The 12586-nt window shown below is 69.6% G+C and carries 12 protein-coding genes; 1 reads left to right on the forward strand and 11 read right to left on the reverse strand.

Annotation, left to right across the window (positions count from 1 at the left end; translation table 11 throughout):
- The first annotated feature begins 174 nt into the window (after positions 1-174).
- A complete protein-coding gene (locus AC5Y6X_RS18290; protein ID WP_499988127.1) occupies positions 175-582 on the forward strand; it encodes a DUF302 domain-containing protein in 408 nt (135 codons plus the stop codon).
- On the opposite strand, the gene AC5Y6X_RS18295 is transcribed toward AC5Y6X_RS18290, so the two are convergent.
- The 11 genes from AC5Y6X_RS18295 to AC5Y6X_RS18345 form a co-directional block, all read right to left on the reverse strand.
- Positions 530-1024 carry a hydrogenase maturation protease gene (locus tag AC5Y6X_RS18295; RefSeq protein ID WP_499988128.1) on the reverse strand — a complete coding sequence of 165 codons (495 nt, stop codon included), beginning with the start codon at positions 1022-1024 and terminating at the stop codon, positions 530-532. The two genes, AC5Y6X_RS18290 and AC5Y6X_RS18295, sit on opposite strands and share 53 nt — an antisense overlap.
- Positions 1021-2313 carry a Ni/Fe hydrogenase subunit alpha gene (locus tag AC5Y6X_RS18300; protein WP_499988129.1) on the reverse strand — a complete coding sequence of 431 codons (1293 nt, stop codon included), beginning with the start codon at positions 2311-2313 and terminating at the stop codon, positions 1021-1023. Before AC5Y6X_RS18300 ends, AC5Y6X_RS18295 begins: the two co-directional genes overlap by 4 nt.
- Positions 2310-3068: an NADH-quinone oxidoreductase subunit B family protein gene (locus tag AC5Y6X_RS18305; RefSeq protein ID WP_499988130.1), complete on the reverse strand. Its 759-nt coding sequence runs from the start codon at positions 3066-3068 to the stop codon at positions 2310-2312. The genes AC5Y6X_RS18300 and AC5Y6X_RS18305 overlap by 4 nt, the downstream gene beginning before the upstream one ends.
- Positions 3069-3926: an FAD/NAD(P)-binding protein gene (locus tag AC5Y6X_RS18310; protein ID WP_499988131.1), complete on the reverse strand. Its 858-nt coding sequence runs from the start codon at positions 3924-3926 to the stop codon at positions 3069-3071. It abuts the gene before it with no gap.
- Positions 3919-5040 (reverse strand): 4Fe-4S dicluster domain-containing protein, encoded by a 1122-nt coding sequence (locus AC5Y6X_RS18315; RefSeq protein ID WP_499988135.1) that lies wholly within the window; start codon positions 5038-5040, stop codon positions 3919-3921. Before AC5Y6X_RS18315 ends, AC5Y6X_RS18310 begins: the two co-directional genes overlap by 8 nt.
- A gap of 63 nt (positions 5041-5103) precedes the next feature.
- Entirely contained in the window at positions 5104-6087 is a 984-nt protein-coding gene (locus tag AC5Y6X_RS18320; protein ID WP_499988137.1) for an Acg family FMN-binding oxidoreductase, read from the reverse strand.
- Between the two features lie 124 nt (positions 6088-6211).
- Positions 6212-8563 (reverse strand): heavy metal translocating P-type ATPase, encoded by a 2352-nt coding sequence (locus tag AC5Y6X_RS18325; protein ID WP_499988139.1) that lies wholly within the window; start codon positions 8561-8563, stop codon positions 6212-6214.
- A 46-nt stretch (positions 8564-8609) separates the two neighbouring features.
- Positions 8610-9806, reverse strand: a complete 1197-nt coding sequence (locus tag AC5Y6X_RS18330; protein WP_499988142.1) for a cation:proton antiporter — start codon at positions 9804-9806, stop codon at positions 8610-8612.
- A 24-nt stretch (positions 9807-9830) separates the two neighbouring features.
- Positions 9831-10697: a hypothetical protein gene (locus AC5Y6X_RS18335; protein ID WP_499988147.1), complete on the reverse strand. Its 867-nt coding sequence runs from the start codon at positions 10695-10697 to the stop codon at positions 9831-9833.
- Positions 10694-11941: an acyl-CoA dehydrogenase family protein gene (locus AC5Y6X_RS18340; protein WP_499988151.1), complete on the reverse strand. Its 1248-nt coding sequence runs from the start codon at positions 11939-11941 to the stop codon at positions 10694-10696. Before AC5Y6X_RS18340 ends, AC5Y6X_RS18335 begins: the two co-directional genes overlap by 4 nt.
- A gap of 109 nt (positions 11942-12050) precedes the next feature.
- Entirely contained in the window at positions 12051-12416 is a 366-nt protein-coding gene (locus tag AC5Y6X_RS18345; protein ID WP_499988155.1) for a DUF1801 domain-containing protein, read from the reverse strand.
- Between the last annotated feature and the right edge of the window lie 170 nt (positions 12417-12586).

Genomic DNA, 12586 nt, shown 5'->3' on the forward strand with positions numbered 1-12586 from the left:
CCGCGGGCAGGAGTACCACGTCACCGAGTTGAATGGCCAAAGGTCCCTTGCCGTCTCGGCCGACGCCTCGGCCGACGGCCGGGTGAGCCCGATTCTTGGGACTTCCGTCCCTATCGCGGGGCAGCGTTCGAACGGTGGGATGAACCCTAACCGCGCGCATGATGGGGGATCGAAATGAGCATCGCATTGTCGGCACGCCTGGCGACCGGCTTCGAGGATGCCGTCTCGCGCACCCGAGAAGCCCTTCTGGAAGAGGGTTTTGGCGTGCTCACCGAGGTCGACATGACCGCAACGCTGAAAGCCAAGCTCGGCGTCGACATCGAGGACTACCTGATCCTCGGTGCCTGTAACCCGGAGTTGGCCTACCGCGCGATCAACGTGGATCGGGAGATCGGACTGCTCCTCCCCTGCAACGTCCTGCTGCGCGCCGACCCCGATGACGACGGCACGGTGATTGTCGAGGCGATGGACCCGGGCCTGCTGATCGAGGTGACCGGGGAGCCCGCCCTGAGGGGCATCGCCGAGGAAGTCACCGCGAAGCTGGGCGCGGCGATCGCGTCGCTGGTCCCCAGCTACGGTTGATTTCGGCCGCCGCCATACGCACCACTTCGGGCACCGCGTCCGCGACCTCACGGGTCAAACCGACGCCATGCCCGGTGGCCGCCACCTCGACGGTGAACACCACCAGCTCGTCGGGCACTCGGCCGAGCACCCGGCCCAGCTCGTGGGTGCGGCCGATGTCGATGCCGTGCGAGCTCAACCCGTCGGGTGGCTCGAAGGCGTCGCCCGCGGTGCTGCGGCGAATGCGGCCCGGCACCGACGGGGTCGCGATCGCGGCGTCGATCACCACGGCGAGCCTGGCGCCCGACCACGCCTCCAGCAGCGTCATCGGCTCCGGGATGCCCGTCACCACGCGAACCCCCGGCAACGCCAGCCCGTCCAGCGCGGCGGCGGCGGCGATGCCCACGCCGTCGTCGCTTCGGTAGCTGTTGCCGAGGCCGACGACGACGATCTCCCCCGTCACCGCCGCTGCACCGTCACGGTCAAGAAGTGCGCCGAGCACGAGATGCACGGGTCGTAGCTGCGAATCACCCTCTCGCACAGCGAGGTCAGCGCGGCGTCGTCCAGCGACAGGTTGTCCGCGACGACGCGGGCCAGGTCCGCCTCGATGGCCGCCTGATTCTGGGAGGTGGGCGGGATGATCGTCGCCGCCGACACCAGCCCATCGGCGTCGATCTCATATCGGTGATACAGCAGGCCGCGGGGCGCCTCGCTGACACCGTGTCCCACCCCCGCTCGGGGCGCGACGTCGACGAACGGCCGCGACGGACGCTCGTAGGCGTCGATGATCCGCAGCGACTCTTCGATCGCGTAGACCACCTCGACGGCCCGGACGACGATGCTGCGGAACGGGTTTCGGCATTCGGATGACAGCCCCGCGTTGGCCGCGGCCTCCGCGGCGACGGGCGACAGCGCCGACGAGTTCAGCGAGAACCGGGCCAGCGGGCCGGTCAGGTGGCGGCGGCCGTCGAGAGTCGCGTGCAGCGCGGTGGAGTGCGGCACCTGCGACTCGGCGACGTGGCTGGTGAAATCCGCGACCGGAAACACCGGGCCCGCGCTGCGCACGATGGTGCCGTTTTCGATCGGGTACCGACCGGGCGCCGTGAGCGCCAGGAACTCGTGCTCGAGTTCGAGGTCGGGGAAGTCGAACCCGGACACCCACTCGACCGTGGCCACCGCGTCGTCCAGCGCCCGGCGCAATTGTTCGGCGATCGGCTTGAAGTCGGACTTGGTTGGCACCGAATAGAATCCGCCCAGCCGCACGTTGATGGGATGTATCGCCCGCCCGCCGACGAACTCCATCAACCGGTTGCCGGCCTTCTTGAGCGCCAGCCCGCGCTCCACCGTCGCGGCGTGATCGCGCGCCATCGCCACGATGTCGGGGTAGCCGAGGAAGTCCGGCGCGTGCAGCAGATAGATGTGCAGGGCATGACTGTTGATCCATTCACCGCAATACAGCAGCCGCCGCAGCGCAATAAGGCCCTCGTCGACGTCCACGCCGCAGGCCTCTTCGATCGCGTTGCAGGCGCTGACCTGATAGGCGACCGGACAGATTCCACAGACCCGCGCGGTCAGGTCCGGCGGCTCGGTGTAGGCGCGTCCACGCAGGAAGGCCTCGAAAAACCTTGGCGGCTCATAGATGTTGAGCCGGACGCTGTCCAGCGCATCGTCCTTCAGCGTGATGTGCAGCGCGCCTTCGCCTTCCACCCGGGTGAGTGTGCCGACACTCAGGGTTCGGGTCTCCGGGTTCACTGCTTGCTCCGCTCGTCGGTGAAGGGGGCGACGTTGAACGTCGAGAACACCCGGTCCACGTCACCGTCGGACATGCCGTCGCGGCGCAGCAGCGGGATCAGCGTCGCGGTCCTGGGCACCGCCGACGGGCCGAAACACCCGTAACAGCCGCGGCGATGCCGCGGACACAGCGCCCCGCAGCCGGCGTGGGTCACCGGACCCAGACACGGGGTGCCGTCGGCGACCAGCACACACGTCACGCCGCGAAGCTTGCATTCGGTGCACACCGTCTTGGCCGGCAGCCGCGGCTTGCGCCCGATGAGCAGCGCGGCGAGGGTGTCGAGCAGTTGCCCCCGGTCGATCGGGCAGCCTTGCAACTGGTAGTCGACCTTGACGTGCGCCGACGCCGGCGTGGAGGTGGCCAGCGTGTCGATGTACTCGGGATTGGCGTAGACGAGGGACGTGAACTCGGCGATGTCGGCGAAGTTGCGCAGCGCCTGCACTCCGCCGGCCGTCGCGCACGCGCCGATGGTGACCAGTATTTTCGATTGGTCGCGGATCTCGCGGATCCGTTGCTCATCGTGTCGGGTGGTGACCGAGCCCTCGACCAGCGACACGTCGTAGGGTCCGCCGACCATCGCGCTGGAAGCCTCGGCGAAGGTGGCGATTTCGACTTGGCCGGCGAGGGTGAGCAGCTCGTCCTCGCAGTCCAGCAGCGTCAGCTGGCAACCGTCACAGGAGGCGAACTTCCACACGGCCAGGGTGGGTCGATTCATCTAGAGCTCCCTCACGCGCAGCAGCGGGCCCGCTATGTCGTAGGTGACGACGGGCCCGTCGCGGCACAGCAGTAGCGGCCCCAACTGGCAGTGACCGCACCAACCGACCCCGCACTGCATGTTGCGTTCCAGTGACACGCGAATATCTTGCGCGGCAACGCCTTTCGCCAACAGAGCCTCGGCCCCGAAGCGCAGCATCGGCTCCGGCCCGCACAGGAACGCGGTGGTGCGATCGACATCCAGCTCCAGTCGGCCCAGCGGCGCGGTGACCAACCCGACCTCGCCGTCCCAGCCGGGCGTCGGGGCGTCGACGATCAGATGCAATTCGATCTGCGGCTCTTGGGCCCACTTTTCGAGTTGGGCGGCGAACACGAAGTCGGTCCGTGACCGCGCCCCCACGATGAGCGTCACCTTGCCGTAGCGCTCCCGCCGCGCCAGCGCGCCCAGCACCGCCGGCCGCAGCGGGCACAGGCCCACGCCGCCGGCGACCATCACCAGATCCCTGCCGGCCGCCTCGTCCAGTCCCCACGTCGTCCCGAACGGACCTCGCACCCCGACAACGCTTCCCGGGTTGGAGTCGTGCAATGCCCGGCTGACCGCGCCGACCGCGCGAATGGTGTGCGTGATCGATCCGTCGGTGACGGTGGGATCCCCGCTGATCGAGATCGCCGCCTCGCCCACTCCGAACGCGTACAGCATCATGAACTCGCCGGGTTGCGGGGTTCGCAGCGCCTCGCCGACCGGCTCCAGGGTGAGCGTGGCCGAGTCGGGGCTCTCCACCACGCGGGTGCGCACCCGATACGGCACGGGCGCCATGGCCGACGGCGTCGCGGCAGAACCGACCGCCGCCTCAGTCATCGTCGGCCATCTTGTTCATCTCTGCGGTGATGTCAATTCCGGTGGGACACCACGCGATACAACGCCCGCAGCCGACGCAGCCCGACATGCCGAACTGATCGTGCCAGGTGCCCAGCTTGTGGGTAATCCAGTGCCGATAGCGCGACGCGCCGGACTGGCGGACGCTGCCGCCACCGTGGATGTAGGTGAAGTCGAACTCGAAGCACGACGCCCAGCTCCGCCAGCGCTCGGCGTGCTCCCCGGTGAGGTCGCTGACGTCCTCGGTGCTGGTGCAAAAGCAGGTCGGGCACACCATGGTGCAGTTGCCGCACGTCAGGCAGCGACTGGCCACCTCGTCCCACTGCGGGGACTCGCGGTGACGAATGAGCAGGTCTCGCAGGTCCGCGTCCGGCATCTGGCGACCCATCCGGTGCGCCGCGGCCTCGACATCGGCTCGCGCGCAACCGATCTCGCTGGCATCGGCGGGCCGTTGCGGCACCGCCGCGAGCACGTCGGCGCCCTCCGGAGTGCCGACATCGACAAGGTACGACGGCGCGTCCCCGTCGAGCCGCTCCGTGAGGGCGAGGTCGTAGCCCGGTCCGGCCGCCGGGCCGGTGCCCATCGACGTGCAGAAGCACAGCCCGCCCGGCTCCGTGCAGTTCACCGCAATGATGAACGCGCGCCGCCGGCGCGCGACAAAGGAGCCGTCCGGGTAATCGGGACGGCCGAGCACCCCGTCGAGGGTGGCGATCGCCGCCAGGTCGCACCCGCGCACGCCGAGGAACGCGTACCGGGGGGCCTCCTCCTCCGGCGCGGCGCTGGTCCCGTCGCGGGTGCCGGCCCACAGCCGCTGCCGCGGCGGGTGGAGGAATTGTTTCCACGATCCGGGCCCCGCCGAATGCCCGAAGACCGCGTCGTCGCCGCGGCGGCGCACCCGATAATGCCCCGGTGCCACGTCGACGCCCCAACCACGGGGCAGGTCGTCCGCCGAGTCGAGTTCGGCCAGCACGATTGCGTTGTCCCGCAAGGTCGGACCGACCACGCGGTAGCTTCGCTCGATCAGCACTTCGACAAGTCGGTGCAGCGCTGCCGTATCCAAAAAGACCACATCGGACTCGTCGCCGTATCCGCTCATCGCCACCATCATCCGCCCCACCGAGGCCCGCTGTATAGGGGCGGCGGCCCCCACCAGCCGGGTCTACTCGCCGTCGGCCATCCAATCGACGATGTCGGAGAGCTCGCGCCGCGGTGTCGACGGCAGCGGGTCCGCATTGATCGGCGCCCAGCCCACCCGGAGCAGCATCTGGGGATAGTGGCCGTTGCCGAAGATCTCGGAGCGCACCGCCTCTCGCGTCTCGGCCACCTCGAGCGGTTCGGTGACCGGGCAGCTGGCCAACCCCGTCGACGTCGCGGTCAGCAGCACCAGGCTGGTGGCCTCCCCGGCGCGCAGCCGGGCCAGCCGATCGTCGCTGCGGGTTCCGAGCGCAAGGACCACGGCATTGTCGTCGGCGGCCGATGATCCCGGCGGCATCGAAAGCACCGGACCGGAAAACAGCCGTCCCGGTATCTTCGCGGTCGGGTCGGCCACCGGGGTGTTGCGGGCCGGAACGCCGGCCACCGAGGCGTAACGCCCGCTCCACGCCGAGAGCTCGGCGAGATAATCCTGGGTCATGTGATCCACGACGGACTGCGCCACGATCTCGTGCAGCTTGTCGGTGTCCTCGACCTGGCACAGCGTCACACCGTTGCGGGCGGCCCGCGCGGCCATCAGTGCGATGTCACCCACCGGCACCGGCCAGGAACTGTAGTGGCGACGGTCGGTTCGGCGCCGTGGTATCGCCGCGGCGAGCGCGATGTCGACGGGATCGGGTGTGGAGCGGGACAATTCGATCGCGGCGAGGTGTTCGGGGTCTGCCGGATTCGGCAGGCGGGCCACCTTGGCCTGCCACCCGACGGCCGCGGCCGCAACGACGAGATGATTCAGTGCGGCACCACAACTCAGGATCAGATCCCGGCCGTCGGGATCGGTGTTGGGCAGTTGCCGGCTCGCATCGGCGTAGAGATGCAGGCTCTCCTCCCCGACCAGCCACCGCCATGGTTGCGTGTTGTGGACGGAGGGAGCTCGAGACGCCAGCGCCAGCACCGTCTGGATCGTGCCCGCGTCGGGAAAGCGCGCATTCATGGCAGTGGTTCCTTCCGTATCGCGTCCTGGTGTCCACGATCGGCCGATCCCGGGGACCGCGCGAGGGCATCACGTCCCCACTCCGAAGGGACTTTGTGCCACGGGCGGGGTGCCGGCAAACGGTTCAGGTTGCCGGGTGGTGTGTCTGGGCGGACTCGCTATCGTCCTCCGCGAGAACGAAATAGCTTTCCTCTTCCTGAACGAAGTGCAGCCGCAGGAGCGCGTAGAGACCGTAGAGGCAGGCGAGCAAGTCGTCGACCTGGTCGGGCTGGATCGCCCCGGCGGCCTGCGCGAGGGCCAGATGCGTGCCGATGCGATCGGAAAGACGCTGAATCTCGGCGTGCGTCCGGCTCATCGTCGCGGTGGCCTCGCTGCCGAGCGGGCGGGCCAGCGCCGGGTAGAGCAGGCTCTCCTCGGCCTGTTCATGGGGCAGGATCCGGTCGACCAGCAGGGCATGCGCGGCGGTCAGCGATTCCAATCCCGCGGTGCCCGGGCCGGCGGCGAGCCGATCCGCGCTGTCGCGCAGCAGCCCGAGCGTGTCGCGCAGCTCCTCGTGTTCGGCGGCGAAGCGGTGCAGCATCCGTTCGGTGTCGGCGGCCAACGGCGCCTCGGTCGTCGGGTTGCCCCGCAGTGCCCGCAACGCATTGAGGATCACCGCGACGTCGATGCCCTCCTGCAGCAGCGCGCCCGGGGCCGGCGGCAACCACCCCAGCGTGGCGATCACCATGGCCATCAGCGACAGGGCCATGCCGATGACCGCGCTCTGCACGGCGATGCGCCGAGACCAGCGGGCGACGTCCATCGCGTCGGCGAGCCGGTCGATGCGATCGGTGGTCAGCACGACGTCGGCGGCCTCGGACGATGCGGTGGCGCCGCGGGCGCCCATCGCCACACCGACCGTGGCCGCGGCCAACGCCGGAGCGTCGTTGACGCCGTCGCCCACCATCACCGTCACCGCGCGTTCGCTTTCGGCGCGCACCGCGGCGAACTTGTCGGCCGGCGTCTGCTCGGCGTACACCTCGTCCAGCCCCAGGATCGTGGCGATCTCGCGAGTCGGCTCGGGCCGGTCCCCGGTGAGCATGATCAACCGATTCAGCCCGGCCTCGCGCAACCGCCGCACGGTGCGGGGCGCCTGGCGGCGCAACGGGTCTCGCAGCAACACCGCGCCCGCGGGGTCGTCGTCGACGCAGACCCAGGCGATGGCCGCGCTGTCGAGGCGGGCGCGATTGAGCACCGTTCGCATCCAGGCGTTGCTCTGCGCGTCCGGCGGCAGTTTGCCCACCGTGATCCGGCGGCCGTCGACGGTCGCGGCGACGCCACGGCCCGGCTGTTCTTCGACGTCGGTGGGCAGCGACAGCTCCTGGCCGCGGCGCAGCGCCTCGGTCACGATGGCCTCGGCCAGCACGTGCGGCGAAAGCTGGTCCGCCGAAGCGGCCAGCCGCAGTATCGAACTCGCGTCGCCGCCCGCGGCGGCGATCACGTCGACGACCACCGGCCGTCCCATCGTCATGGTTCCGGTCTTGTCCATCACCAAAGTCGTTGCGTGGCCGAGGTTTTCCAGCGCGCCACCGCCGCGGATCACCACGCCCGCGCGCGACGCCCTGGACAGGCCCGAGACGATCGCCACCGGCGCGGCCAGCAGCAGCGGGCATGGCGTCGCCACGACCAGCACCGCGACGGCTCGCACCGCCGATCCGCTGGCCAACCACGCGGTGGCGGCGAGCAGCAGCGCCAGCGGCAGAAACCAGGCCGCGTAACGGTCGGCCAACCGCACGATCGGCGCGTTTTCCGCGCCGGCCTGCTGGGCCAATTGCACGATGCCCGCATACGTGCTCTGGTCCGCGGTGGCGGTGGCGCGCAGCTCAAAAGCGCTGCCGGCGTTGACCACACCGCTTCGGATCGGTTCGCCGACGCCGCGTTCGACCTGCAGCGGCTCCCCGGTGAGCGCGGACTCGTCCAGCACCGCGACGACGTCGCTGACCCGGCCGTCCACCGGCACCACCTCGCCGGGGCCGACCACCAGCAGGTCGCCGACGGCCACGTCGGCCAGCGGGATCACGCTGACCTGCGCCCCGACCCGTCGGCGCGCGAACCGTGGCGCGCGTTCGAGCAGGGCCCGCAGGTCGCGGGACGCGCGGCGCTCGGCCGCCGCGTCCAGCGCGCGGCCACCCGCCAGCATCACTGCGATCAGCGCGCCGGCCAGGTACTCACCGACCAGCAGGGTGCCGATCAGCGACAGGACCGCGATGAGGTCGACACCGCCGCGCCGCCTGCGCAACGCCGAAACGACCCACACCGACGCCGGCGCGATCGCGAGGACCGTGCCGGCGATCCAGCAGCCGTCGGCAACGTCGCGGCGACCGCCCAGCCACGCGATCCCGCCGGCCGCCAGGGCGCCCAGCGTGCCCACCAGCAAGGCCGGTTCGACCAGCGGCCGCGCCCGCGTGATCCAGCGCCCGGCGGTACCGCCCACCATGAAAAGCCCCTTCGGCCACGCCCGTTTCGGTCGATCAGCCGCCACGCTACCCGGGCCGGTCGGTGGCGGCGGGTTTGTCTGCCCTCGCGGCGGTCGAGACGGTCGCGGCGGTCCGGCCCCGCGCCGCCAGCGCGCCGGCGATCGAGGTGGAGGCGATCGTCAGCAGGGCGCCGAACATCAGCGCCGACGCCTCGCCCGCGGCGAGCAGGTGCTCCTCGGTCCCGATGGTGGCCGCGGCCACCGGCACGCCGAGCTGGGCGGCCGACAGCACCGCGAACGTGAGCGGCTGACCGAGCAGCCTGCCCGCGCAGTGCGCCAGGACCGCCCCCACCCCCAGACCCACCCCGAGCAGGATGAGCTTCGGGTGCGAGCCGAGCTCGCGCACCTGGAGCGAAGCGCCCAGCCACACGAAGAACAGCGGGCTGAAGAAGCCCTCGGTCATGCCGAAAAGCTGACGCGCCAGCCGTCGCGGTTCGCCGACCGCCGCGATCACCAGGCCCACCGCGAAGCCGGCCAACATGATCGACACGTGCGAGTTGACGGCCAGCGCCGCCAGCGCGAACAGGACGAGCAGGTTGGTGCGCAATTCCAGCGCGAGCCGGTGTTTCTCGGAATAGTGGTGCAGGCGCTTGCGCCACCCCTTGCGGTCGGCGGCGCGCAGGAGGACAAAGAACAGCATCGCGGCGCCCGCGATCACCAGCGCCGTCAACGCCGCGGTCGGTGTGCGGCGGAAGTCGATCACCAACGGCAGCAACACAATACATGCGGCGTCCGCGATGGCGATCTGCGTGGTCACCGACAGCACGTGCGGCCCGCGCAACTTCAGTGCACCGATCACCGGTAACGCCAGCGCCGCCGACGACGACGCCATCAGAACCGCATACAGTGCCGCGTGCCCCGTGCCGAACTCCGCCGCCAGCGCGATACCGAGGGCCACCGCGACGACACCGGCGAGCAGCGCCCGGGTGAGCGCCAGCGGCACCGCGGAGCGCATCTCGCGGCCGCGCATCGGAACGTGGGTGCCCACCACGAACATCACCAGCGCGAAGCCGATATTCGCGAACAGCTGAAGCGTCGGATTGGCGGGATTGACCACGCCGAAACCGGTCCTGCCCAGGATCAGGCCGGCGACGAGCTCACCGATGACGACGGGAATTCGCAAGCGCGGCAACGACGCCAGCAGCGGACCCGCGAAACCCACCGCGGTCAGCATCGCCAGCGTGCCGAAGCCGAACCCCTGCATGCCCGGACAGTACCCGGTGTCGGGTCAGCCCACGACGTCGAACACCGCCGCCGCCGAGGTGATGGCCTTGTCGCCGTTTCCCTCGTCGTGCAGCAGCATGCGCACACCGACGCGTCCGGGCGCACCGGCGTGGGCGGTGCCCTGCACCCGGAACGGGCCCACCTTGCCGCGCGACATGAACATCACGTGCCAGCTGATGACCTGCACCTTCCGCGTTCCGGCGATGTCGGCGGCAAGGTCGGTCGCGGCGGTCTCGAGGACGACGTGCTGGGGTCCGATGTGCAGGGCCGCATCCGGTGACGCGAGTTCGGCGCTCAGCGCCGGCAGCACCCAGTGGCCGTCGTCGCGCTTGGCGGCGCCGAAGGCCTGCCACAGCGGCGGGAGGTCGGGCGAATCCTCGATGACCAGCTCGGTGCCCGAGACGTCCATCTTGTCCAGGCCTTCCGGTGGGGTGCCGATGATCGCGCCCTGCCCCTCGTTGAAGGCGATCACCCGCTCGGGGTTGTCGGCGTCGACGATCTTGCACCGCCCGTAGCCCATGGTCCGGCCCTGGTGCACGATGCCGGACCCGACGATCTCGATCCTGGTGACGTCGTAGCCGGGGTCGATGATCTGGACGGACGCGATCACCGGGTTGGGCACCGCGACCATGTCGGTCTGACACCCCTCCGGGGACGAAATAGCAAGCGGCGCAACCATGATGCCGCCGGCCTCGTTGCGCATGTCGCGGCGGATCGTGACGGTGTCGTCGGTCTCGCCGAGGTTCATCGACGAGTGGTTGCGGCCGATGTACCGGTAGCTGAGCAGGCCGGTCCAGCGACGGTACAGCTCGTCGCGGTACGCGTCGACGTCGTTCATCAACTCCCGGATGTCGCGAAGATGGTCGCTCAAGGTCGTTCGCCTTCCCCGGCCCTGTTCCGCCGCACCTGTTTGAAGGGCACGCCGCGGTCGGCGGCGTACTCACGCGGAAAGTTCAGGACCCGCTCGCCGATCACGTTGCGCGCCATTTCGGTGGTGCCGCCGCCGATGCTGGCGATCTGGCGGCCCAGGTAGCGGGTGCCGATGTCGAGCTGTCCGGCGGCGTCCTCGACCACCGCCGACGAGCCCGCGATCGCGTAGGCGGTGTCGGTCTCGACATTGTGGGCCTCGGCCATGTACAGCCGGATGATCGATCCCGCGGCGGGCGGCAGGGATCCATTCGCCACGGCGTGGTAGACATGCTCGCTGAGTTGCCCCTGCACCGCCCGGTGGACCAGGGCCCGGCCGACCATCTCCCGGACCCGTTCGTTGTCTGCTTGGTTGGTCCTGTCGACCAGGTTCATCAGGTCGATCGAAACGTCTTCGGCCGCAGCGATTCCCGGTCCGCTGGTGTACTCCGAACCGTCGCCCATGGTGCGGCGCTCGTGGTAGAGCTGCCGCGAGGCCACCTCCCAGCCCTTGCCCGGTTCCCCGACGACGGCGTCGTCGCCCACGTCCACGTCGTCGAGAAACTCCTCGCAGAATTCGACCGATCCGTTCACCTGCCGGATGCGGTTGATGGTTATCCCGGGATGCCGAAGCGGGACGAGGAACATCGTCAGCCCCTCGTGTTTGGGCACCTCCCAGTCGGTCCGGGCCAGGCACAGGCCATAGTCGGCGGCGAACGCCCAGGTGCTCCACGTCTTTGCGCCGTTGATGACCCATCGCCCGTCGCGGCGCTCGGCGCGGGTGATGACGCCGGCCAGGTCCGAGCCGCCGCTGGGTTCCGACAGCAGCTGCACGAGGACCTCGTCGCCACGCAGCGCCGCTCGGATGTGGGTGCGTTTCTGTTCCTCGCTGCCCATGTCGAGGATCGTCGCGCAGCAGATGGCGAACGACGGCACGTTGAGCAGGATCGGGGTCTCATACGCCGCCGACTCGGCGTCGAACGCCTTCTTGTACTCATAGCCCAGTCCGAGCCCGCCATACTCCCGGGGGAAGCAGATTCCGGCGAATCCGCCGTCGTACAACGCCTTTTGCAGCTCACGGGCACGCCGCCAGGACGACTCTGCGTCGCGCTCGAGCAGCGCCGCCTTGACCGGGTCGAGTCGCGGCATGTTCCCGGCCAGCCAGGCCCTGGCCCGGCTCCGGAACTCCTCGACTGACTCGGCGATCACCGGCGGCGCCGATCTCGTCCCCGCGTCATCGCCGACGGCCTCCTGCTGGATGGTTCGCTCGTGCTGAGCGACTGTACAGCACCTTGTGAAGTGCTGTACAGGGCGGCTGTCAGGACTTGTTCAGCTCCACCGCGGCACGAATGAGCGCCGTGAACGCCTTGTCGTCGATCGTGTCACCCTCGCGGAAGTCGATCGCGCGCCGGGTGTTGCCGCCGAGGCTGGAGTTGAACAGGCCGGAGGGATCGTCCAGCGAGGCGCCCTTGGCGAAGGTGACCTTCACGACGTCCTTGTACGTCTCGCCGGTGCAGATCATCCCGTCGTCATACCAGGTAGGCACGCCCCTCCACTTCCACTCCTCGACCACTTCGGGATCGGCCTGCTTGATCAATTTCCTGATGCGGGCGAGTGTTTCGCCGCGCCAGTCGCCCAGCTCCTTGATTCGGGCGTCGATCAGTTGCGAGGGCGTTTCCGCCATGTTCTCGTGCCTTTCGGTTGCTTCTGGTTGGCTCCAGGAAATCTCTACCACGTCCGGCCCAGACCTGCGTCGAGGTTGTCGCGGAGCAAGGAGAAGTGCTCGACGCCGACGACCATCACGACATGTTGATCTCGTGTGAAGTGGGTGGGCGCGGCGTACCGTAACTTGGT

The sequence above is a fragment of the Mycobacterium sp. NGS26 genome (assembly GCF_059813025.1).